Here is a 24467-nt window from a genome sequence, read left to right as displayed (position 1 = left end):
TATTTTGAAAATTAATCACTTTTTGTTCATATTGTTCATGGAACATTATGGAAGATAGCGATATTTTCTTTCCGGTCTGCCCACTGTGCCATAAATCAAGTCAGCACGCGCCTTTTTTTCCAGAACCAAGTATTCTAAATACCGTCGCGCCGTTGTTCGGCTGGTACCAATCTCGCGGCCGATCTCCTCCGCCGAGACCCCCTTGTCTCCCGTTTGTCTAATCGCTTCGATCACTTTTTCCAATGTTAAGAGGTCAATTCCTTTTGGTGCGAGCACATCTCGATTTTTAGGAGCGACCAGTCTTCTCGTCAGCATTTGGTCAATGACTTCCTGGTCTACCTCGACAGCTTCTCTCGTCCGAATGACGTGCTCGCGATAGCTTTCCAACCGTTCACGAAAACGTTCGAAAACCAGCGGCTTAACGATGTAATCGAAGACTCCGCCGCGCAGCGCTTCCTGTACCATTTCCATCTCCTTGGCTGCGGTGATCATAATAACGTCTACTTCGCGGTAATGTTGCCGTATAAACCAGACCAGCTCCGTTCCCAGCATGTCAGGCAAGTACACATCCAACAAAACGAGCTGAGGACGTGTACAAGACAGCAATTCTTTGGCATCCGCACCATTCGTTGCCGTAGCAATTACTTCAAAGCCTTCAATCTTGCTGACAAATCGCTTGTTGATATCGATAATCCGCATATCATCCTCTACGATAAGAACCTCCAGCTTCCTCAAGACGCCACCTCCATTCTTTTGCGCAGGGATACTGTGAAAAGTGCGCCTCCTAGCTCGCTTTTGCCAACGAGTATATAGCCGTCCAATTCTTTAATAATTCCATGCGCCTTGGCCAGACCAATTCCACGATCTTCGCCTTTTTTCGTGGAGAAACCGTGCTCGAATATTTTTTCTCGCAGCTCTTCCACAACGCCCGGTCCCGAATCCTCGATTTCGAACATGATTTCATCACCCGTGTCAGACAAGTAACATTCCACTCGTTTGTGCTCGACACTTTGCTCATTGACGGCTTCCAATGCATTTTGGATCAGTGTCCCCAATAGAACAACTATCTGCTGTCGGTTGCTCGTCGCTGGGAGCTCCTTCAAGTGACTGTCGTGATGGATGATGAATTGAATTTTCAGTTCCTTGGCTCGATTGTGCATCCCTAACAGCAGAGCCCCTATTAACGGATCAGGAATTTGCTTCGCCAAAAACAAAATCATCTCTTGCTGTGCTGATGTTTCACTCGTAATCAGTTCGACTGCTTCCTGAATCGAGCCAAGCTGCAACAAGCCAGAAATGGTATACAACAAATTGTGAAATTCATGTGTTTGGGCGCGAAGGACATCCGCATAGCGCCTCGCTTGAGATAGTTCAGAAGCTAGCTGATCAATTTCCGATTTGGGACGGAAGCTGCTGACCACTCCTACGACCTTACCTCCGAATTTGATCGGTAGTCGATTCACGATAATTTCCTTTCCGCCCATGATAGACTCCCGATCTAATTGATGCTCGCCTGATTCCAGCACTTCTGGCATACGACTGTCTGGAAGCACTTCTAATATTTCTTTGCGATGAACGTCTTCTTCCGGTAAGTTCAGAATACGAATAGCAGCCTTATTCATCATCGTGATGCGTTTATTGCGGTCAATCGCCACGATTCCTTCGCGGACTGACTCTAGTACAGCATTTCTCTCTACGTACAGGGAGGCGATCTCCTCCGGTTCCAATCCCAAAATTAAGCGCTTTAAATAGCGACTGAGTGCAATGGCACCAGCAACGCCGCACAACAAGGCGAGAAGAGTCAGGATCAATATACGGTCTTGGTAGAGGTCAATGGCCTCCTCGATGTCTTCCAGCAGGAATCCAACGGACACAATTCCGATGATGTCCCCTTTTTCATTTTTGATCGGCACTTTTCCCCGCAGTGATGGACCCATGCTACCGATAGCCTTCGATATGTAAGATTGACCATGCGAGAGTCCGGGCTCGTTATCTCCTCCCACCATTTCCTTTCCGATCCGTTCTGGAATCGGATGCGCATACCGAATTCCCTCATGGTTTCCCACAACTACAAACTCTGCTCCAGTTTGCATCCGGATGTTTTCAGCGATGGGCTGGATCAGCGCTGGAGGATATTGGCTTGAAAAAGCGTTGCGCAGCTCAGGATCGCTGGCTACGATCTTTGCCACACTTAGTGCTTTTTTGCCCACCTGCTCTTCGATCGAAGACGCAACTATGGAAGAAAAAACGGCCCCAACTGACGAAACAATCAGAATAATGACAATAGTAATCAATAAGATCATTCTGGTTTGCAAAGACATATGGATTTTTCTTGTCATCACAGCTCGCTCACCCCTTGCTTCATCTTACCATCTCAATTAGGTAAAAAGGTAGAATCATTCCCTTTGTCAATGGCGAAGCTTGTTGTCACAGGCTGTCTTTTTACGACGAAAAATCAGGTATTAGGCCTTCTTTCCCCCAATATAATGTTACAACTTGTATTCAAGACAAACTAGGGCGCTTGTCCGAATACGAGACATCTTGAAAAGCAAAGGAGGGAAAGAAATGAAGACGCAAACGGTATCAAATGGAATTGTTACCCTGACGAAAGAAGGCAAAGAGGCAATCAAGAACAGTCCGCTTTATAATGAAGGTCTTCGGCCGACGACGACAGCAGAGCACAACTGGACATCTTATAACTTCGCTAGCTTGTGGATCGGTATGTCGATTTGTTTGCCGACGTATGCAATGGCGGCAGGGTTGATTTCCTTGGGTATGAACTGGTGGCAGGCCATTTTGACGATCATTCTCGGTAATTGTATTGTCCTTATTCCCATTCTTCTCAACTCTCATGCCGGGACGAAATTTGGCATTCCGTATCCAGTTTTTGCGCGCCTCTGGTTCGGCTCCAAAGGAGCGCACATCCCTGCTGTCGCACGTGGATTGATTGGTGCTGGTTGGTTTGGCATCAACTGTTGGTTCGGAGGTGCTGCCATCGATACGCTCTTGATGTCGATGACAGACTGGGCTAATGTGCCCGGACATCTCTGGATATCCTTCTTTGGCTTTTGGCTGTTAAACGTATGGGTCGCTTATCGCGGTCCAGAAGCGATCAAAAAAATGGAGGCTTGGGCTGCTCCCATTCTGATCATCATGAGTTTGGCTCTCCTCGTCTGGGCGCTTACGAAAGCAGGCGGATGGGGACCGATGCTCTCGGCCCCTTCGAAATTCACTTCCACTGCAGATTTCCTGAAGATTTTCTTCCCCGCATTGACGGGAGCCATTGCTTTTTGGGCAACAATGGCCCTCAACATTCCGGATTTCTGTCGGTATGCCAAAAGTCAAAAAGCCCAAATCATCGGACAATCCTCTTCTTTACCGACCACGATGGGTTTCTTCTCCTTCATCGGAGTTGCTGTCGCTTCTGCTACCGTCGTCATTTACGGAGAAGCGTTATGGGACCCTGCTGCCGTGTTGGCTAAATTCTCGCCTTTTGCCATTTTCCTCGGAACGATTGGAATTATTCTTGCCACATTGACGACCAACGTAGCGGCCAATATCGTTGCTCCCGCCCGGGCAGTGGAGAATCTCGCCCCTCGCCGCCTCTCGTATGAAGCCGGCGCCATCATCGCCGGAGTTGTGTCGCTCTTGATGCAGCCTTGGTACATTTTGGAGAACTTCGGCAACTACATCTTTTTATGGCTTGGAACGTACGGAGCCTTGTTAGGACCGATCGACGGTATTGCCATTGCCGACTATTGGCTCGTGCGCAAGCGGCGCATTCATTTAACAGAACTGTACAAAACAGACGGGATCTACACCTACAAAACGGGCTTTAATGGCAGAGCCATCTGGGCGATGCTAATCGGGATTGCGATTCCTTTTATTAGTAAATACATTCCGGGCTTAACCATTATTTGGGACAATGCTTGGACTATCGGACTTTTGATTTCACTCGTGATTTACACATGGATGATGAAAAACGACTCCTCGATTTTGAGTGCCAACGATTACGAAAAAATCACCGCAAACAACAAACAAACGATTGCTTCTTAATAGCGAGCTATCAAAAAAGACTGGCTGCCCTGTTGGGTTTGCCAGTCTTTCGTTTGTTGACTCATTCTCACACATCGAGCACAGATAGAATCGCAATCTCTTCAATTTGAGCGTCAGGCTCATAGCAGATATAATACGTTAGCTCCGGGCTGATCCGATACCGAATCCCCCGGTATCCACGGGCAATCAAATACGCACGCACCTTATCCCCTGTCCATTCCAGCCACTCTTCATGACCCATGCCGTTCTGTCTTCGTTCGAGTTCCTCTTCTGAATAAGCAGCGCGCAACGCATCGATGCGCAGTTCATTTTCCCCATAGCGCTCGTCCAAACAAACGAGACCCTGCAAATGCAGCTGCTGGCTCAACACAACTGCCTTCTCCCCATTCGTCTCTGCATGACAAATCGCATACTGTGCGGCGATTTCCGGATTGCTTACCAAGTAAACACCAGCGCCAAACACTGCCTTTGCACTAGCACCATTTGTAAAATGACGCCGTTCTGCCCTCTCATACTTTTGCGCTTTCACGACACGAAGTCCCTCGCCGTATTCGACTCCTCGATATACAATCTGCCTCATCCCTGAACGCTCCTTTTGACTCTGATGGAATCCTTCTAATGATGCGAAAAGGAGGAAGGCGCGTGTCCGGCACCTCCCTCACTCTTGTATTAAGGTAATAGCTTTACCATATCTTCGTAGGTTTCCGGTCTGCGATCCCGGTAAAATTGCCACGTATCCCGCACCTCATGAATTTTGTTGCGGTCCATTTCAGCGATAACGACCTCATCCTGATCCCGACTCCCCATGGCGACAAATTGCCCTCGCGGATCGACCAAGTACGATTGTCCGTAAAACTCTCCCATATTCCAAGGGGCTTCTGTCCCTACCCGATTGATCGCTGCCACATAATAACCGTTGGCAACGGCATGAGCAGGCTGTTCGAGCTTCCACAAGTATTCGGATAAGCCCGCTACAGTGGCAGACGGATTGAATACAATCTCCGCCCCATTCAAGCCCAACAGTCGTGCGCCTTCTGGAAAATGGCGGTCATAGCAGATATAGACCCCTACCTTGGCAAAAGCGGTTTCAAAAACGGGATACCCGAGATTGCCGGGCTTGAAGTAATATTTCTCCCAGAAGCCGCACCCGCTGCTGCCTACTCCCACATGCGGAATATGCTGCTTGCGATATTTGCCCAAATACGTGCCATCCGCATCAATCACAGCTGCCGTGTTGTAATACGTACCGATCCCTACGCGCTCATACACAGGTAAAATGAGTACGGTCCCCAATTCGCGGGCAAGGGAAGAAAACAGTTGCACGGTTGGTCCATTTGGGACTTCTTCCGCTGATTCATACCATTTCGGTTGCTGCTCGGCACAAAAATACGGGCCATAGAAGATTTCTTGCAGACAGATGATTTGTGCTCCCTTGGCTGCCGCCTCCCGCACCATTCTATAATGCTTCTCAACGGCTTTTTCTTTGTGCAAATGAACCGATTCATCTCCGTGGACTTCGTTTTTCGCCTGAATCAAGCCGATCCGAATGATATCTGCCATAATCGCCCTCCTCGCCTTTATATGCTCTCACGAATTACGGTCTTGCAAAGGTCGATCGTTTTACAAAGCGTCCAGCCCCGGCTTGACCGACGAACTGCTGATCGCGAATGACATAGGAGCCGCGCGAAAGCACAGAAATGATATCGCCGTTCACCACCATACCTTCAAATGGATTGTAGTCGACATTCATATGGTGAGTTTCAACGGAAATGGTACGCTTCAAGGTTGGATCAAACAACACGATATCGGCGTCCGAGCCTACAGCAATCGTTCCTTTTTGCGGGAACATCCCGAACAGTTTGGCTACTTTTGTAGAGGTCATATCGACGAACTGATTAAGGCTGATCTTGTCCTTTGCTACGCCTTCTGAAAAGAGTAGGCGCATCCGGTCCTCAATGATTGGTCCTCCATTCGGGATTTTGGTGAAATCCCCTAGCCCCAACTCTTTTTGACCGGAGAAATTAAAGGAACAGTGATCAGAGCCGACCGTTTGCAAAATGCCATTTTTCAATGCGCTCCACAGGACGTCCTGATTCCACTTTTCCCGGAGTGGAGGGGACCAGACGTACTTCGCACCTTCAAAGTCCGGCTTCTGTAGATCGGTAATATCGAGCACCAAATATTGCGGGCACGTCTCCCCGTACACATTCCACCCTTTTTCGCGAGCTTCTGCGATTCGACGCACTGCCTCTGCACACGATACATGTACGACATACAGTTGTGCATCTGCCAGTGCAGTCAATGCGATCGCTCGTCCCGTCGCTTCACCTTCCGCTTCAGGTGGGCGGGTGTAAGCGTGGTACACGGGGTCTGTCTGCCTTTTTGCAATCGCCTGCTTGATCAAATAATCAAGAACGTCGCCATTCTCTGCATGGACCTGCACCAAGGCACCTAGCTCCTTGGCCCGAACCAATGTTTTAAATAGCGTCTCATCATCGGCCATCAGCACATTTTTGTAGGCCATAAATACCTTGAGCGAAGTAATCCCTTCATTTCGTACGACTGCTCCTAATTCCTCGAGAACTTGATCGTTCGCATCTGAAACCATCAGGTGGAAGCCGTAGTCGATGACCGCTTTGCCCCTTGCTTTTTCGTACCAGGTCGAAATGGATGAATGCAATGGTTCCCCTTTATTCGTCAGACAAAAATCGATGATGCTCGTCGTCCCGCCAAATGCTGCTGCCTTCGTGCCTGTATAAAAATTATCGGAAGTAACCGTTCCGCCAAAAGGCATATCGAGATGAGTATGTGGATCAATACCTCCTGGAAAAACATAGTATCCGGTAGCATCGATTATTTCGGCATCTTTCACATCCAGATTGGAGCCGATTGCGACTACCTTTTCCCCTTCAATCAAAATGTCCGCCTGATACGTGTCTGACGCTGTCACGACTGTGCCATTTCGAATCCATTTTTTCATCCGATGATCATCTCCCCTTCAAACCGTCATCGAGTAGACATGCCTTCCCTTGTACAAGCTATGCACCCCGGGCCGAAAACATGACTGCCTCACAGCTCGCAGCTGCCACCCGCAGCCAAAGCAGCCTGTCGCTGATTCCAACTGAGAGGGGTTTTGGCGCTCGGAATCTCGACCATCTCGATCGTCCCTTCCACCGGACAAACGATGGAGCACAAATTACAGCCGACACAATCTTCTTCTCGTACGACCAGGCGCTCTTTGCCCGTCGCTGCATCAGGAACAATGTCAATGCATTGATGCGAGGTGTCCTCACAAGCGATATGACACTTGTTGCAATGAATACAGGTCTCGTCATGGATGCGCGCCACAACCTTGTAATTTAGATTCAGATGTCCCCAATCCGAGTACGTATGCACGGCTTTTCCGACAATATCCATCACAGAGGCAATTCCGCGCTGATCCAGGTAATTGGTAAGTCCATCAATCATATCTTCCACGATCCGGAATCCATGATGCATGGCGGCCGTACATACTTGAACACCCGTTGCTCCCATCAGCAAAAATTCAACGGTATCGCGCCAGTCAGAGATTCCTCCAATACCAGAGATTGGGATACCAACCTTGGGATCGCGTGCACATTCTGCGACCATATTCAGGGCGATTGGTTTGACAGCAGGTCCACAATAGCCGCCGTGCGCCCCTTTTCCATCTACATGTGGGATCGGCAGCCATTTCTCGAGATCAACCCCTATCAAACTGTTAATGGTGTTGATCATGCTGATGGCATCGGCTCCACCCTGAGTCGCGGCCCTTGCTGTAAAGCGTATGTCCGTAATGTTTGGGGTGAGCTTGACGATGACAGGGGTTTGCGCTACTTCTTTTACCCATTCGACCTGTTGCCGGATTAAATCTGGATGTTGACCGACCGCAGAGCCCATCCCGCGCTCTGCCATGCCGTGCGGACAGCCGAAATTCAGTTCCAGACCGTCTACGCCGATTGCCTCCACCTTTTTGACAATCTCGTGCCATGCTTCCTGCTTATGTTCAACCATGAGCGAAGCAATCAAGGTGTGCTTTGGAAAACGGCGCTTCGTTTCATCCATTTCCTTCAGATTGACCTCAAGCGGTTTGTCCGTAATCAGTTCAATGTTGTTAAAACCAAAGACGCGCTGTCCCCCGAAGTTCAGTCCTGCAAAACGGGACGTGACGTTGATGATCGGCTCTCCGAGTGTCTTCCAGACCGCGCCACCCCAGCCCGCTTCAAAGGCACGCTGTACTTGGTAGCCTGAATTAGTCGGCGGCGCAGAGGCCAACCAGAATGGGTTCGGGGATTGGATTCCCGCCAGATTAATGCTGAGATCTGCCATGATAGGTTTCCTCCTTTATACCGGCTGTTTTTGATCATTGAGCGATTGGTGGATGGCATGAGCGGCTCGTTTCCCATGATTGGCTGCATCGACTACCATCGCATCTGTCTTTCCTCCCCCAAAAATGACATCGCCCGCCGCGTAAACTTTGACATGGGAGGTTCGATAGGTGCCTTCCTCGACCTCGACAATCCCATTGCGGTGTTGAAGCCCGAATGATTCAATCAATGATAGATGCCTGTTTTGTCCGATCGCTTTGACGACATAATCTACTTCGATGACAAAATGACTGCCTGGAATTTGTACCGGACGCTTTCTTCCTTTCTCATCCGGCTCACCTAGCTCCATTCGCACTAGTTCCAAGCCTTTCACTCGGCCGTTTTCCTCCAGTACACGTGTTGGGGCAACGAGCCAGCGGAATTCTACGCCATCCTGCTTGGCGAATTCGTACTCAAACTGATAACAGGACATCTCTTGAACCGTCCGCCGGTACAGAATCTGAACATTGTCTGCCCCCAGTCGTTTCGAACAGGTGGCAGCATCAATAGCCGTATTCCCAGCACCGATGATGACGACTTTTTTGCCGAGCATTTCGTCTGATGGTGGCTTGGTCTTGGTCTCCTCCACGAGTGCGATGGCATCGAGGACACCTTCTAATTCTTCTCCCGGGATCTGCAGCGAAGGGACATTGCCCATACCTGCTGCCAACAGGATGGAATCATACTGATCTAATAGCACTTCTGGCGATACATCCACGCCGATTCGCGTATTGGTACGTATCTCTACCCCCAACGCTTCTACTTGCTCTACTTCCCATAGCGAAATTTCCTGTGGCAGACGGAAAGAGACGATGCCGTACGTATTCAATCCTCCTGCCTTTTCCTTTGCTTCAAATACCGTAACCGCATAGCCGAGACGTGCAAGCTCACGCGCAGCTGATAACCCCGCCGGGCCCGCTCCAACGATGGCTACCCGTCTCCCATTTTCTTCGCCTTTTGAAAAAAGTGTTGCTTGATTTTTGATTGCCCAGTCTGTCGCGTGACGCTGGAGAAGACCGATCATGATTGGCTTGGAAGCTGAATTTAGTACACAGGCACCCTCACACAGCTCCTCTGTTGGACAAACGCGCGCACAGCTCGCCCCGACGGGATTCGATTCCATGATGGTCCGGGCTGATCCGAACATATTCCCGGTCGCAATTTTTTTGATGAAGGAAGGGATGTCAATCGAGGTGGGACAAGCCTTAATACAGGGTGCGTCGTAGCAATACAAGCAGCGATTCGCCTCATCGATGGCTTCCTTCGGTTTTAGGGCAGGCACAACTTCTGCGAAATTTTTCGCGAGATCATTGGGAATGCTCATCTGTCCACAACCTCCTCACCAGATCTATACATGTTTGCTATTAATCAATGTGCGAAATCGCTTTTTTATGATTGTTACATTTCGTATTTACCTAGCAAGGAAACGAAATCAATTCGCTTGTATTGACATGAATGATTTCATGTTCGAATAGGATGAAAACAAACACGGAAGAAAGGGCCGTCCCGTATGAAGGATTACGACCTCGAAATCAGGCTAGTGAAACAGAAAATCGCGGATGCACAAACACTTCTAAGTCAATTGGAAGCAGAGCGCAAAAACTACCTGACGCAGCTCGAATGGCGCAAAGCGTTTCTCTCTTCACGCGAAATACTAGACATCCTAGAGACGAAAGCAGGCCGTGTAGGCAGTATGGCTACCGTCAAACGCTGGGCAGATCAAGGCTATTTAGGGGATTGTATAGACGAACGGGAGACCTTCCCCCTATTGGTCAGTAAACAAGGAAACAAACGATTTCTATTTCCTCGAGAATCCGTCCTCACTTATCTATATAAAAAAGGGTATCTTCGCCCTAGCTTTGAGGTTTTGGATCGTGTCCAGCTCAGAAGAGATAGCAAGTGCTGCTGGGGAATGATCACCTCCGTTGAGCGAAGCGATCAGCACTTCACCTACCAAGTCCAATTGGAAAAAACGGGAGAAGTATTGATGTCGGTAGCAGAAGAAGAACTGCTCATCCCGTAAGGAGGCACTATGGAACTGGCCGTAATCACGCTGGAAAATACAGTTACCAATCAAGAGCGATCCCGACAAATCCGCGACTTGCATAAAAAAAAAGGCCAGCCCCTCGCGATTCGTTTTAGCGAGGAACTGACCCATATTATTTTAGAAGCACCATGCTTGTATATCCGCCACCATGAATGGTTGGACGAAGCTGTTGTCATCGAAGGAACCATAAAAAAATCAGCGGAGTACTACGAGCTGCATCCGCGAACAAAAGGGAAGACTGTCAACCTTCACCTGGATTCCGAATTGGTAGCTGAGCTGGAGCTCATTCGCTCTCTCGTCAGCAGCAAAACACAGCAGGAAGTCCTTCGTGAGTTGTTCGTTCGAGGCATGCGCTCGTACTTGGCCGAGAAGGAAGCAGCCAACTCGCCCATCAGCGCCAACAAAGAACGATAATCCCTGCTCCCTACCAGGTGAACGTAATTTTGTCACCCGTGATTTGATAGCGAACGGTGTAAGTCTGTTTCTTCTCTTTCATGCTGACTTCAAACACAATTGCTTTTTGCGTTAGATCAGGCTTGACTATATTGACATCCAGCATATCAAACGGCTCGTTTGCCTTTTTCTCCATCCCTACAATTTCTATCTTTTCATGTGTAGTAACATGGTAAACTCCGACACCCATCATCGTCTGATACAAGATCCAGTTGTTGTCCAACCATGTTACTTCATCGAGAAAATACCCTGGAAACAGTTGAGCTTGCGGTGTGTAGTCTGGCTGATAAAAGCGAATGTTCGCCGTATTGTACAAATTGTCTGAATCAATTACCGCGATCTTTTTCTTGTCTGGTGACGGGATTCCAGCTTTTTTCGCCAATTCGATTTTTTCTTTTTCGGTTTCGATTCTCATTTTTTCGATCAAGAACAGGGAATCTTCTTTGGAAAAGACGATGTTTTTTACGTTTTTTAAGTCAGTGAGCTTGTCTTTGCTCGGAAAATTACTATAGATGGTTAGTGTTGCATCATCTGGCATACCATCGTAGGCGATACCTCTGGATGGATATTCCCAGGCATATGTACCGACTCCTCTGAGGTGGTACGAAAAATCTGGCTTACCCCATGCACCAAAGATAGAAAAATCAGCATATTCAGCGGGTGCCCCTAATTTTTCACCATACGCTTGCAAATTTTTAGCCATATCAACAAGTGCTTTTGTATCGGCGATCTGATCACGACGATAAATGGAAATGGCTTTTACTTTATCCTGAGCAAACGTGAAAAACAAGTGATAGCCCTGTTCCGCATATCCAATCAACTCAAGTTTTTCATCCGAAAAATGTGGTTTACCCAAGACCCGGACGATCTCGTCTTTTCTTTTAGAGGTCGTAATACCTTTTACAACTTCACCTTTATAGGAAGGTTCAACAAGAACGGCAAACGCTTGCTTATTTTCGTCCCACTTCATGCTGACACCTTGTGGATAATACACATATTCATCAAATTCTTTCACGGATTTCCCCAGTAGCTTCGTAAGCGAATCTTGTCTCCACTGATGGGAAGTGAAGGTATTCACGAGCAGCCCTTTTGACAAATCTGCTGGTGCCTCCACGGATATTCCTGTTCCACTTTGCGGTGAGGTTGGCATTGTCGATGCTGCGCTTGCTGCGAATGCTGTCGAAGCAAACAAACAGCAGGACAACAGTAGAATTATCGCTTTCTTTTTCACTTCATTCCCTCCCAAACTCTCAGCATAACTATACAACCGTCGCCATAAATCAACGGTTATCCCTAAATTATACCATAAATAGACACAATCCGCTAAAAGGATTTTTTAATCCATTATCAATGTAATAGAAGAAAGCGTCCTTTCCCCGCTTTTGTGAAGGGAAGGACGCTTTTCGATGTACAGTATTTACTTCGATTCGCCGTTGAGATAGTTAAAGAACGGCTGATCTACCCAAAACTTGTATGTCTCTACCTTTACTTTGTCATTCAGCTTGTGGAAGCCTTCCACGACTTTTGGTGATTCTTCATTTAGGGAGAAAGACTGCACGACAAAACGACCATCTTTTAACACGTTGTTCGTAATGACAGCATAATCTGCCAGCTCCGTACGGGAATGATAAAGCGGCTGCCACCAAGAAGCCTTGAGCAATCCGGTCATGTCCTCTTGATCCCGTTTGGCATATTTCAAAACAAGTGGCTGGAACTTCTCTTTCTCTTCTACACTGTCGAATTCCAGGCTGAGATCGTACTCCTTGGCATACGCAATGTAGTTGCCGTTTTCAATCTGAACGACCTGATAATCCGCTGTTTGAGCGGGCTCTCCCCATTCTTTCAAGTAAATGAAGGCAGAAGTTTTCGGTTCAAATTGAACTTTTGCATCGACGCCTTCACTTTTTAACAGACCGATTAATTGAATGGCGTGGGCGATATCACTATGCCCATACATAATCGTGCGCTGTGGATCAAAATGAGGTTCGAATGCGGCATCCTTCAGATTGTAGCCAGTAATCAGATTTTGCTTCAAGCCTTTGTCCACGAGCTCTTGCAATTCACCGGCTTTAATGATTTGCGATTCGTTCCACGCCTGGGCGAGCTTGCCAAAAATCTCTTCATCGGCGATTGTGCCCAAATAGTTTTTGGCTGAGCCATGGAACTCTGCTACTTTTGCTAGCAATTGACTCGCAAGCTCTGCGGATACTGCCCCGTCTACAGAAGCTGTCTTCAAAGTATTGGCGGACACAAGCCCCGTGTCAATCGCTACAGCCAGCTCTTGTGCAGCCTGCAAGGTAAGCGTGCCGCTTTTTTTATAGGAAATCCCTGCTTTTTTCAAGGCAGCCGCCACTTTTTCCTCGCTATATGTATACCCGAGTTCTTTTAACTCTGCAGCTTTTGCGGCAGCACTGACCGCTTCCCATACAACCAGCTTGGAGGCATCTTTGGATTCAGGCAAGAAAGTTTTGGCTGACAAGTCTTTTTCCGATATACTTGTGGTAGCAGATATAATCTTGAACAACGCTTTCTCAAATTGCTCGCGAGTTACCGTCTTGTCAAAAGTCACACCGTACTGCTGCTGCAAAAAGCTGTTCCACTCTACGTGTGCTTCTACCGTTGTTTTCGTTGTAGCACCGACTGCAGTTGGAAAAACGAGCGCCGCTGAGAGTACGGCAGCTGAAGTGGAGAGTTGTAGCCATTTCGCTGATCTGTTCATGAAGAATCCTCCTGACGTATGAAGACGAGTCATATTAATATTATTCCTATGCGTTTACTATGGATATAATCAACTACATTAGCACTCCTACATTCATCCTGTCAATAACTAGAATAACCCGAATTCCTCCCACAGATGGAGGGCTTCGGGTTATTTTTTTGCACGTTGTTATTCATCCAGTTCCGACCATTTGTTTACTTTCACTGGTGGTGTGTAATCTCGCATACGATCTAGCAAAATAGCGGGATCACTCTCACAAAGGATCAATTCTCCCTGCATAGCGGGAATAAATCCGGCCTCGGTCGCATGCTCCACCATCTGCATCAGCGGCGAATAGTAGCCATCCACGTTCAACAGTCCGATTGGCTTTTGGTGAATGCCAATTTGACCCCAGCTCACCACTTCAAATATTTCTTCAAAGGTTCCCAGTCCGCCGGGCAAAGCAATGAAGCCATCAGACAAATCGATCATTTTGGCTTTGCGCTCGTGCATCGTCAGAACCTCATGCAATTCTGTCAGCCCTTTATGTACGATTTCTCCACGGAACAATCCTGTAGGCATGACGCCGATTGCTTTGCCGTCGCCTTCCAGTACTGCATTTGCAACGCGCCCCATCAGTCCCATGCTGGAACCACCATAGACCAATTCAAGACCACGAGCGACCAGTTCTTTTCCCAACTCCTGTGCATAGGACTCAAAAAGTGGATTTACACCCGGATTGGAACCTGCATAAACACAAATACGTTTCATGTCATCCTCCCAAAACTTGTTGAAGTAGAATGGCTTTTCCATAAATTGCTTTGCGTGTCATATAATTATACTAAAATCAGGAAGGGACAGATATATGTGAATATTACTGAGTTTCAAAAATGGGTCGGAGATTTTTATCAAGAACGCGGATGGACAGGATACGGTCCGTTTATACGTGTAGGTTTTCTGATGGAAGAAGCTGGCGAGCTGGCAAGAGCTGTACGCGCCATTGAAATTGGTCGAGATCGCCCTGATGAAGGGGAAAAGCCCGCAGTAGAAGCTCGGCAGGAGCTGGTGGAAGAGCTGGGCGATGTACTCGGGAATTTAATCTTGCTGGCAAACCAATACGAGGTTTCTTTTGAAGAGATTTTGGAAGCCCATCGAGCGAAGCTACAAAAACGCTATCAAAAATCGGAGACTGAATAAGAACAGCGGCAGCCTAGGATTTTCGCGTCTCCTAGTCTGCCGCTGCACTCATCTATTCGTCTTTTCGTCCAAGCTTCCTACTCCAATGTCTCGAAGGCTTCCTTCATAACCTGCGCAATGAAATCGATATCATCGCTCGTCGTGGTAAACGGCGGCGAGAGTGTCAGCACATTGTTGAAGCTCGGAATGGTGTCGCCATTACGCCCGATGATCAGCCCACGCTTCTTGCACTCGGCAATCACCTGTGTCAATTTCGCTGGCGCCGCAGGTTCCTTCGTTTTGCGATCCTCCACCATCTCGATCCCCATCAGGAAGCCGAAGCTGCGAATGTCTCCAACGTATGGATGCTCCGCGAGAAACGCCAGCTTGGCACGCAATTCTGCACCGAGCTCCTCTGCTCTCTCCACCAGTTTTTCCTCTTCTAAAATTTCGAGATTTTTCAGGGCCAGCGCGCATGCCGCCGGATTGCCCCCAAACGTGTTGACGTGACGGAAATGCAGGTTGTTCCCTTGCTCATTGAACTTGTCGGCGATTTCGGCCCGCACAGCCGTTGCGGAAAGTGGCAGGTAGGCGCTGGTAATACCTTTGGCCATGGTCACGATGTCTGGCTTGATTCCGAAGTTTTGGTGGCCAAACCTTTGACCGGAGCGACCGAATCCGCAGATGACCTCGTCCACGATCATCAACACGCCATACTTGTCACAGATTTCTCGTACTTTTGGCATGTACTCCGGCGATGGCACAAGGACGCCGCCTCCGGTAATGGTCGGCTCCATGATGACCGCTGCCACTGTCTTTTCGCCTTCCCAATTAATCACTTGATCGTAATATTGGGCGCACTCCAGATTGCATTTGCCGTATGATTTTCCCGCTGGACAGCGATAGCAGTAAGGAGGCGGAACGTGAAGGAAGCCAGGCGCCAATGGCTCGTATTTTTCCTTGCGTATGGATTGACCTGTTGCAGCAAGAGCCCCCATCGTATTCCCGTGGTAAGCGCGATGTCGCGAAATGAATTTGTAACGTCCCGGCTCCCCGTTCTGGTGATGATATTGACGGGCAATCTTGAACGCGACCTCGTTCGCTTCCGAGCCGCTGTTGGAAAAGAAAACGCGATACTCCTCCCCAAGCCATTCGCTGATCTTCTCAGATAAACGAATAGCAGGTACGTGGCTTTGTGTGAGTGGAAAATAAGCCAATTGCTTCAACTGCTCATAAGCGGCGTCTGCGAGCTCCTGTCGGCCATAGCCAATGTTGACGCACCACAAACCAGACATTCCATCCAGGTACCGGTTCCCATCGATATCGGTGATCCACGATCCGCTCGCTTCCGTTACGATCATCGGATTGGGATTGTAAGGGGACATATGGTGCCACATATGCGAACGGTCAGCATCCAGCAAGCTCTCTTTATCAAAATCTTTTGTCACTTGTCCTTGCTCCATCGCGTAATCCTCCTTCTTTTTCGTAAGAGGTTATTTTACAAAAACTTTTTGCGAGCCAATGCTGGTATCGCCATCTTCGAACCATCTGGATGTGACCGTTTTTTTCTTGGTGAAAAAGAGGACGCCATCTTTTCCATTTGCATGCAAATCACCATAAAAGGACTGCTTCCAGCCTGAGAAAGCAAAGAAGCCCATCGGAGCAGGCACCCCTACATTGACACCGACCATACCCGCTTCCACCTGCTGAACGAATTCTCTTCCCCATTTTCCATTGTTCGTATAAATGGTCGCCCCATTGCCAAAACGTGAGCGACTGATCGTCTCCAATCCCTCAGCAAAGTCTTTCACACGCATGACACTCAGGACAGGCGCAAAAATCTCGTCGCGGACAATGACCATCTCAGCATCTGCCTTGTCAAAAATCGTTGGCCCGAGGAAGTAGCCATCTGGCAGCTTACTTGCGTCCTCGCGACCATCGCGAACCAGCGCGGCACCAGCAGCGACACCTTTTTCAATATAGTCATGTACTTTGGACAAGTGCGAATCACGGATGACAGGACCGAGGTCGATGCCTTCCTCCAAACCATTTCCCATTGCCAGCGCAGTGGCTTCCCCGATCAGATGCGCGATCAGCTCATCAGCAATCTCCTCGACAGCCACTACGGCGCTCGCTGCCATACACCGCTCTCCTGCACAACCGAACGCTGAGCTCGTAATGGTTTTGGCCGCGCGCTTCAAATCCGTGTCAGGCATGACCAAATGGTGGTTTTTCGCACCTGCCAGTGCTTGCACGCGCTTCCCGTTCGCGGCTGCTGTCTTGTACACGTACTCCGCAACTGGCTGCGAGCCGACGAATGAGATCGCTTTTACGTCCGGATGCTCCAAGAGACCATTGACGACATCGTGCGCTCCGTTTACGACGTTAAATACACCGTCTGGCAGCCCTGCTTCCTTGAGCAGTTCAGCAATCCGAATCGAAGACAGCGGCGTACGCTCTGAGGGCTTCAGTACAAATGTATTTCCTGCGGTAATGGCAATCGGGTACATCCACATTGGGACCATCACAGGGAAGTTAAACGGGGTAATCCCACCCACTACCCCCAACGGAAAACGGATCACCTGACTGTCGATACTGTTTGCGATATTGGGTAATGTTTCCCCCATCATCAGTGTCGGCATCCCACAAGCGAACTCTACCATTTCCAGCCCACGCAAAAGTTCCGCCTGTGCCTCAGGTAGATTTTTGCCGTTCTCCATGGTGATCATCCGGGCGAGTTCATCCTCATGCTTGACGAGAAGACTATGAAAACGAAACATAATGCGCGCGCGATCCACGACAGGGGTAGCACTCCAGCTCACAAACGCTTCCTTCGCAGCAGCAACAGCCTTGTCCACGTCTTCTCTCGTCGACAGGGGGACGCGCGACAACAATTCTCCAGTTGCCGGATTGGGTACATCCTCAAAGCGTGTTGTCAGTGAATCTACACATTGCCCCCCGATGTAGTTTTTCAACGGATTTCCAACAATAGCTGTGTTCATCCTTTCAACTCCTCACGCTCAATTAATTAACAATTCCATTTTATCCAAAAATAATACCTGTCAGCACTAGACAAAGCGTAACGCATTACGTAGGGTTAATCATACAGAGTGTAAATGGAAGAGGTGATTCCGATGAGCAATGATTTGCGCCTGACAATTGCAGAAATCATCAAGCGTCCATTGTTTCAACATGCCCAAGTGGTGGCGGGGCATCGCGGCTTGTCCCGTCCTGTTCGCTGGGTTCACGTCTTGGAGACTGCCGATACGGGACAGTTTTTAAATGGCGGCGAGCTGATCCTATCAACCGGGCTGGGATTTGGCGAAGAACAGGAAAAGCGACTCGCGTATTTAACAGAACTCATTCGGCGAAAAGCAGTCGGGTTGTGCATCGAGCTAGGACGTTACATTCCTTCTATCCCTGAAGATATGCTAGAACTGGCCAACCACCACCAGTTTCCGTTACTCGTTTTTCATCAGCCTGTCCGCTTTGTGGACATCACGCAAGATTTGCACGAGCATTTGATCCATGCGCAGTTGCAAGCCCTTCGCAATCTCGAAGCATACTCTCGTAGTTTGCAGCAGCTCAGCCTACAGGCAGCAGGCACGCCTAAGCTACTTCAGCATTTTCAGGTGGCTGTTCAGACGCAGGTCTTCTATTACGCACCAGATGGCACCACACAATTTGCCCCGGTGGTACCGCATGATGTTGCAATTGAGATGAGCGATGTGATGCGGTCTCATTTTTCCGAACTGGATAGTGGTGAGGCTGGTGTCCGTCTCCTTTCACTATCGGCGACCAGGCAGCTTGCCTATCAGCCAGTAATGGCGATGGGTCACGTGCTCGCCTATGTCGGCATTGTCTTGTTTGAACGCAGTCCGGATGAGTATTTGCTCCTGACCTTAGACAATACAGTCAGCGCGATGGCCCAAATTTTAATGCGGAAAATGTTTGTGGAGGAACAGGCGCTTGCTACCGAAAACCGGCTGTTTGATGACTTGATTGCCAACCGCTCCATACCGGAAGAACAAATGCGTTCCTTGCTCGGTATCACAGGCAGCGGTAAAGCCTCAACATATCACTTGATCATCCTATCGTTTGAGAAGAAGAAGAATCTGGCTGAGGATTCCCTTCCACCGCACGATCTGACGGCCATTTTCCGATCGCTATTGACGCGTCATCGCTTTCGTCCTTTCATACGTTGCATGGGCCATCGCTTTTACTTTTTGCTGATCGAACAGCAGCCGCTTATAGATTCCCGTCGTACCCTAGAAAAAGCCTTTCGCGATGTCAAACGAATCATGACACAAATGCTAGGAGTGGATGCTCAAATATGGATGGGAGTCAGTCGAGCCGGAAAACGGTTGTCTGACGCTGGACGACACCTCGCGGAGGCAGAACAGGCACTGGCTTTTTATCATGAATCATCCAGCCCGTTTTTCGCAGATCTTGGGTTGTTCCGACTTCTATTCCACGTACCGAATGAGCCTGTGCTGAAAGTCTTCATTAGCGATTACCTCGGCCTGTTGCTAGCCCATGACCAAGCTCACGGTTCCTCGCTCGTGCATACGCTTCGAGTCTATTTGGATGCTAACCTGTCCAAACAAGAGGCTGCGGAAAAACTGTACATTCATCGTCAAACGCTCTATCATCGTTTGGAAAAAATCGAGGAGATACTCGGCGAGGATTACACGGCAACGCAAAATAGGATTTGCCTGGAGATCGCCCTGCGCGCGCGGGACTGGTTAAGCAAAGAAGAGCGACATCACTAAAAAAAGACACAACCTTTAATCTCTTCAGAAGACGAAGGTTGTGTCTTGTATTTATTTTCCTGATTGTTTCATATACATGCGATATTTCGCTTCTTTGCCTTCCGTTAGCACTACCCGAATTTTGTACAAGCCACTTCCTTCGATATTCACCGTTAATTTCTCAGGATTGTCGGAGGTTGTTGCAGAAGCAAGCTCTTTTGAACGACTGTTATACACGTACAAATCGACATCTGCATCACCGTCCCAGTCTACGGACAATTCCAAATCCCCAGGCTCATTGACGCGGATTAAATAGTCCATGTACTTCTGCTTTTTCGTTAGCGTCCCTGTTCGCGAAGGCTTCCCTTCAACCGGTGGCTTTTCCTCTTCCTTTTCCTCTTCCTCATCATCGGTCTTTTGCCATTTTCCCGTTGTCGCTAACGCATACGGCTGAGGTCCTTTCGGGATGTTATAGCCTTCGACAGTCACGGTGTAGGTTCCCTCTTCCGGCTCGGTAATCCATACCTGTTCGACGTTGTTAAGGTTGTCCACTTCGTCGTTGTAAGGGGCCTCAAAAAAGTCGTTGCCGTTCAGTTTTTCTCCACTCGGTGTCGTTACCTTCAGATTCAAATCATTGACGAGCGCACGTTTTGCCACAATGGCAGCGGGATAATCCGTCCACGCAAGGGTGATTGCCAAAGGCTTAGAATCATCTGAGACCTTGACCTTATACGTGACTTTTTCACGTGTGCGAATTCCGTCCTTCTCGTCCTTATAGTTCGTTTCAATCGCATGCGCCAGATTGGCTCGTCCGAAGCCTTGCTCTCGCATGTCTTCATCCAAGTTGTCTGCACTAGTTAGCAGCATAGCCTTCACTAATGCACCACTCGGATTTTTTTCCCCTTCTTCCTGCAAAAATTCCCGAACTTGTGCCACACCGCCCGCTAAAATCGGCGTAGCCATGCTCGTCCCGTTCATATAAGCGTAATGTTCATTAAAACGCTTGTAGAAGTTTTTGCTCGGTGCCAGTGAAGAACGCGTGGACAAGATCGCTGAACCAGGCGCGACAATATCGGGCTTCAAGCGCCCGTCGTCCGTTAAACCGCGACTGCTCGATACCCACACGTCGTCCGCTTTATCGGAGTTCTTCCCCATATTGGGTCGGACATTTTCTGTAGCACCCACAGCAATGACGTTTTTAGCCGTAGCTGGGCTCCCGATCGTTTTATAGCCTTTCTCGCCATCGTTTCCAGCCGCAACAAGCACCGTCATATCTGGATGCTCCCATAAAAAGCGATCAAACAGAAGCGATGACAGGCTGTACGCTCCCTTATCATTCGTTCCCCACGAATTGGAGTGAATGCGTGCTCCCTCTTCGTATGCTTCCTGCAAAATGGTCTCGACATCCGTGTTGAGCTTCCCTTTCGCGTTCTCTATGGAATGAAAAACGAGCTTCGCACCCGGTGCCGTTCCTTTATACTGTCCATCTGATGCTTCTCCTGTGCCCACAATGGAGCCAGCTACATGCGTACCATGACCGTGGACATCACTCGATTCATTCGGTCGGCCAATTGAAATGAGCTTCTCAATCTGGCCCTTAAAATCTGGATGCATCGTTTGAAGCTTTCCTGTATCAAGTCCAGTATCGGCGACTCCGACAATTTGTCCCTTCCCTGTGTACCCTGTCGAGGCCAGCTTATCCGAATGAATGATGGTAGCTGCCACATCATTGTGCAGCTTGTTTTCTGGCACAGGGACGACAGCAATGACATCATCCGATTCGATCACTTGTTCAACCGTTTGCTGATCCATCTTCGCGATTGAAATATGCGGAGCATCTTCTGGCGTTTGAATGTCTCGTATCTCTTGATCCTCCGTCATTTCCGTCATCGTTCGATACATGTCTACCCGTTGATTGAAACCGATAACGGCAACCTCGACCCTCTCTCTGCTGCCTCCTGCAAAGCGAAGCTCAGGCGATACCTTTGACTTGGGTGTAAACGCCATGATGTCTTCAACAAAGGACAGCTCCTCAACTTCCCTTCTTACCTGTTCATCCTCCATTTTCGCAATGAATGCATAATCCGGTATGTAATCTCCAAGTATGACGCCGATATCCTCCAGTTCTTCTTCCCATTCCTCACGAACAGGACCAGATAACTGAATAACGACGAGCTCGGACTCTCTCTTCTTCGACGAGAGCTTGTCCAGTGCCAGACCCTTATCGGCCTCGATCTGGATATTTCCCCGACGCTCTCCCTCTTGCTTGGCATCCGCCGGAATGCCCGCAAGCGAAAGTGTCAGAACAAGTGTCGTGCATAAAGCTGCCTGCCATTTTTTTCGCAAACCAAACACCCTTCCCCCATGGCGTAATGTAACCATTAATATCCATTATAAGAGAAAGGGTGAATTGTCAAAAGAGTAAGATGGCACAGACATGGGACAAAAACTAATTTTTTGTCCCATCCTCCTCTTCCGTCCACTGTAATAGCGGTTGAAAATCGGCCCATGCCAGCTGCATCAGCATTTCCTGATTCCATTCCTGCTTCGGAATATTCATCAGTCGCACAGCCTGGTTTTGAATCGCCTCTTGCAAAAGGTTATAGCTAAAACGACCGTTGCCATTCAATCGATGATCACTGGCTGCTTTATCCAAAGACTGCGAGATCATTTCCAGCACATTCTTCTCAATCGCATACCCAACATCACATGAAGCCAGTTCAAGAATGTGCACGAGTTCCTTCACCATATAGTCGGGGAATGCAATGTATTTTTTAAACCGCGACAAGAGTCCAGGATTGCTCATCAATAATGAATTCATTTCGAGTGGGTAGCCTGCGAGGACCACGACCAGATTCTCTTCGTGTTTGGTCATCTCTTCTACGAGCGTATCAACCGCTTCCTGACCAAAATCCCGCTCTCCCCCGCCAAGCAGCGAATACGCTTCATCGATAAACAAGACCCCACCCAAAGCTTCTCGGACTTTTCTGCGAGTAAGCGTTGCTGTCTGACCGACATACCCCGCTACCAAGTCGGCTCTACTCGCCGTAACAAGATGACCCCGTTTCAAATAGCCGATTTCTTGCAAAATCTGCGCATACAGCTGGGCAACCGTCGTCTTCCCAGTACCTGGATTTCCAGTAAAGACGGCATGCAGCTCAATCGGACTTCTTGGCAGGCCTCTTGCTGCGCGTTCTTGCTGGACGGACACATACGCAGCGATTTTTCTTAGCTCCGTCTTCACTTGAGCAAGACCAATCAACGCTTGCAGTCGAGTTTCCGCATTCCTTTCTTTTTGCGGCGGATCGAAGCCACGGACATCCTCAGGTTTTAGAATCGTGAAGTCATCCCATTTCAGTTCCTTGCCGTCTGTCTCGCGCCCTTTGGCAAAAATCGCATCGAGCACGATATTCGTGACTGTCCGTGCATTACCAAACGTCTCGTCTACTTGCGCTTTTTCAATACGCTGTCGCAGCGTAATTTTTGCCGCCTCTGTCAGAGTATAGTCGTTTCGTACTGCTACTTCTTCTGCGATTTGTACCAGTTCGTCCGCCTGATAGTCCGGCAGTAAAAAGTGGCCCGTCTCTGGAAAACGGCTATTCAGCCCAGGGTTGGCGTACAAAAAATGCCGCATTTCTTCCGGATAGCCCGCCAGCATCACGACAAAGCGTCCTGCATACTCGCCACTCGTCATAGCGGATACAAGCGTGTCGATCGCCACTTGTCCGTAATCACTGCCAGAGCTATCTGGGCGCTTCAAGCTGTATGCCTCATCAATAAACAGGACGCCGCCGTCTGCCTGCTTGATCGCTTCCATGACACGCTGCTCTGTCTGTCCCACGTAAGCGCCGACCAGCTGAGAACGATCTACTTCGATGAGCTGTCCTTTTGCCAACAACCCGAGCTCCTGATAAAGCTTGGCAATCAAGCGAGCCAAAGTCGTCTTACCTGTGCCTGGGTTACCCATCAGCACGAGATGAAGAGGGAGCTGGTCTTTCATATGCCAGCCTTTTTCTTCGCGCAGCTGGCGATAATTGAGAAATTGCGCCAACTGCCGAACCCGCTGTTTGATCTCGTCCAAGCCGATCAACTGTTCCAATTGCTCTAAGGCACTCAAATCTTGCTGCGGCGCTTTTTCGCATACTTCTACCCTTTCGTTTCTTTGTGACAGGAGCTTTTCCTTCTGTTCTTGCTGGTTGGATAAAGCGCGGATCGTCTCTTGCAATTGGCCGAGCATTTCACTGGAGTAAAAGACCCCGGATAAAGACGCTCCGTACGCTTGAACACGTTCTTGCAATTGTGCCAATAAATGTTGTCGCTCGGTGTATAACTGCACGAGGCCAGTAGCTGTAGCTTCCGCCTCCGAATCGTTCCATTTTTGCGCTGCATGCAACGTATCTTCAGCAAGAGAACGCCACTTCGCGATTTCAGGTAACTCATTGGTTGCCTGCTCTGCCAACACCTCAACGGTTCTCCTACGCATGACGACGTTATCCGTTTCGCGCACGGACTTGAATTCAGTCAAAAGGGCATGAGAGCGTAACTGAGAAAAGTACAGATCGAGCTTAACCTCTCCTGCGTAGTGATAATCAGGGGCTAGTTGAAGCGCACGATCCACCCACTCAGTCGCAAGCGTATGGCCTCCTGCTTTGTGCAGCCGTAAAGCAGACATCCGCGTCAACACCATCACTTCCGTCAAATCAAGCTCTTCGCCTGGATGTTCTTGTCGATGCTGTTCGATCAATTGCAGGAATGTTAGGCATTCACCTTCAGATAGTGATTGGATGCTGGACGGATTGTCGCTAATACTTGCAATCAGTAACTTCGGATCCCGTTCTTCTTGATGCTGCATCTTTTGATTGCTCCTCCCGCTCCATTGTGTCATTCCTGTTGTAGCATAT

General features: G+C 48.8%; 19 protein-coding genes. 5 read left to right on the top strand and 14 right to left on the bottom strand.

Annotated elements, in window-relative coordinates:
- Positions 1-45: 45 nt before the first annotated feature.
- Entirely contained in the window at positions 46-699 is a 654-nt protein-coding gene (locus tag C7R93_RS21290) for a response regulator (protein ID WP_244191624.1), read from the bottom strand.
- Between the two features lie 32 nt (positions 700-731).
- Positions 732-2342 carry an ATP-binding protein gene (locus C7R93_RS21285; protein WP_106840694.1) on the bottom strand — a complete coding sequence of 537 codons (1611 nt, stop codon included), beginning with the start codon at positions 2340-2342 and terminating at the stop codon, positions 732-734.
- 223 nt (positions 2343-2565) lie between these two features.
- On the opposite strand from C7R93_RS21285, the gene C7R93_RS21280 reads away from it, so the two are divergent.
- Complete coding sequence (locus C7R93_RS21280) at positions 2566-4056, top strand: NCS1 family nucleobase:cation symporter-1 (protein ID WP_106840693.1); 1491 nt, start codon at positions 2566-2568, stop codon at positions 4054-4056.
- 67 nt (positions 4057-4123) lie between these two features.
- Here C7R93_RS21280 and C7R93_RS21275 read toward each other — a convergent pair whose 3' ends face one another.
- The 5 genes from C7R93_RS21275 to C7R93_RS21255 form a co-directional block, all read right to left on the bottom strand.
- Complete coding sequence (locus tag C7R93_RS21275; RefSeq protein WP_106840692.1) at positions 4124-4636, bottom strand: hypothetical protein; 513 nt, start codon at positions 4634-4636, stop codon at positions 4124-4126.
- An 89-nt stretch (positions 4637-4725) separates the two neighbouring features.
- Positions 4726-5616 (bottom strand): nitrilase-related carbon-nitrogen hydrolase, encoded by an 891-nt coding sequence (locus C7R93_RS21270; RefSeq protein WP_106840691.1) that lies wholly within the window; start codon positions 5614-5616, stop codon positions 4726-4728.
- 34 nt (positions 5617-5650) lie between these two features.
- Complete coding sequence (gene hydA / locus C7R93_RS21265) at positions 5651-7036, bottom strand: dihydropyrimidinase (protein WP_106840690.1); 1386 nt, start codon at positions 7034-7036, stop codon at positions 5651-5653.
- Between the two features lie 89 nt (positions 7037-7125).
- A complete protein-coding gene (gene preA / locus C7R93_RS21260) occupies positions 7126-8403 on the bottom strand; it encodes an NAD-dependent dihydropyrimidine dehydrogenase subunit PreA (protein ID WP_106840689.1) in 1278 nt (425 codons plus the stop codon).
- Positions 8404-8418: 15 nt separating this feature from the next.
- On the bottom strand, positions 8419-9765 hold the full coding sequence (locus C7R93_RS21255) for an NAD(P)-dependent oxidoreductase (RefSeq protein WP_106840688.1): 1347 nt from the start codon (positions 9763-9765) through the stop codon (positions 8419-8421).
- A gap of 186 nt (positions 9766-9951) precedes the next feature.
- Between C7R93_RS21255 and C7R93_RS21250 the strand changes: the two genes are divergently transcribed.
- Together C7R93_RS21250 and C7R93_RS21245 are read left to right on the top strand one after the other, a co-directional pair.
- Positions 9952-10464 (top strand): hypothetical protein, encoded by a 513-nt coding sequence (locus tag C7R93_RS21250; RefSeq protein WP_106840687.1) that lies wholly within the window; start codon positions 9952-9954, stop codon positions 10462-10464.
- Positions 10465-10473: 9 nt separating this feature from the next.
- A complete protein-coding gene (locus C7R93_RS21245; RefSeq protein WP_106840686.1) occupies positions 10474-10902 on the top strand; it encodes a hypothetical protein in 429 nt (142 codons plus the stop codon).
- Between the two features lie 10 nt (positions 10903-10912).
- On the opposite strand, the gene C7R93_RS21240 is transcribed toward C7R93_RS21245, so the two are convergent.
- The 3 genes from C7R93_RS21240 to C7R93_RS21230 all read right to left on the bottom strand — a co-directional run bounded on the left by C7R93_RS21240 (position 10913) and on the right by C7R93_RS21230 (position 14410).
- Positions 10913-12172 carry a hypothetical protein gene (locus C7R93_RS21240; RefSeq protein WP_106840685.1) on the bottom strand — a complete coding sequence of 420 codons (1260 nt, stop codon included), beginning with the start codon at positions 12170-12172 and terminating at the stop codon, positions 10913-10915.
- A gap of 186 nt (positions 12173-12358) precedes the next feature.
- On the bottom strand, positions 12359-13660 hold the full coding sequence (locus C7R93_RS21235; RefSeq protein ID WP_106840684.1) for a hypothetical protein: 1302 nt from the start codon (positions 13658-13660) through the stop codon (positions 12359-12361).
- Positions 13661-13828: 168 nt separating this feature from the next.
- Positions 13829-14410, bottom strand: a complete 582-nt coding sequence (locus tag C7R93_RS21230) for an LOG family protein (protein WP_106840683.1) — start codon at positions 14408-14410, stop codon at positions 13829-13831.
- A gap of 96 nt (positions 14411-14506) precedes the next feature.
- On the opposite strand from C7R93_RS21230, the gene C7R93_RS21225 reads away from it, so the two are divergent.
- A complete protein-coding gene (locus C7R93_RS21225) occupies positions 14507-14836 on the top strand; it encodes a MazG nucleotide pyrophosphohydrolase domain-containing protein (RefSeq protein ID WP_106840682.1) in 330 nt (109 codons plus the stop codon).
- Between the two features lie 77 nt (positions 14837-14913).
- On the opposite strand, the gene C7R93_RS21220 is transcribed toward C7R93_RS21225, so the two are convergent.
- Both C7R93_RS21220 and C7R93_RS21215 read right to left on the bottom strand, forming a co-directional pair.
- Positions 14914-16278 carry an aspartate aminotransferase family protein gene (locus tag C7R93_RS21220; protein WP_106840681.1) on the bottom strand — a complete coding sequence of 455 codons (1365 nt, stop codon included), beginning with the start codon at positions 16276-16278 and terminating at the stop codon, positions 14914-14916.
- Between the two features lie 30 nt (positions 16279-16308).
- The gene (locus C7R93_RS21215) at positions 16309-17817 is read right to left on the bottom strand and encodes a CoA-acylating methylmalonate-semialdehyde dehydrogenase (protein WP_106840680.1); all 1509 of its coding nucleotides are present in this window, start codon (positions 17815-17817) and stop codon (positions 16309-16311) included.
- Positions 17818-17949: 132 nt separating this feature from the next.
- Here C7R93_RS21215 and C7R93_RS21210 point away from each other — a divergent pair, with 132 nt between their 5' ends.
- Positions 17950-19587 (top strand): PucR family transcriptional regulator, encoded by a 1638-nt coding sequence (locus C7R93_RS21210; protein ID WP_106840679.1) that lies wholly within the window; start codon positions 17950-17952, stop codon positions 19585-19587.
- A 51-nt stretch (positions 19588-19638) separates the two neighbouring features.
- Here the strand turns inward: C7R93_RS21210 and C7R93_RS21205 are convergent, their stop codons facing one another.
- Positions 19639-21921, bottom strand: coding sequence for a S8 family serine peptidase (locus tag C7R93_RS21205; RefSeq protein WP_106840678.1), 2283 nt, complete (start codon positions 21919-21921; stop codon positions 19639-19641).
- Between the two features lie 94 nt (positions 21922-22015).
- A complete protein-coding gene (locus C7R93_RS21200; RefSeq protein ID WP_106840677.1) occupies positions 22016-24418 on the bottom strand; it encodes an AAA family ATPase in 2403 nt (800 codons plus the stop codon).
- Positions 24419-24467 lie beyond the last annotated feature (49 nt).

The sequence above is a fragment of the Brevibacillus fortis genome (assembly GCF_003013395.1).
Lineage (GTDB): Bacteria > Bacillota > Bacilli > Brevibacillales > Brevibacillaceae > Brevibacillus > Brevibacillus fortis.
The sequence above is the reverse complement of the archived record's forward strand: the minus strand, read 5'-3'. Positions and strand labels throughout refer to the sequence as shown.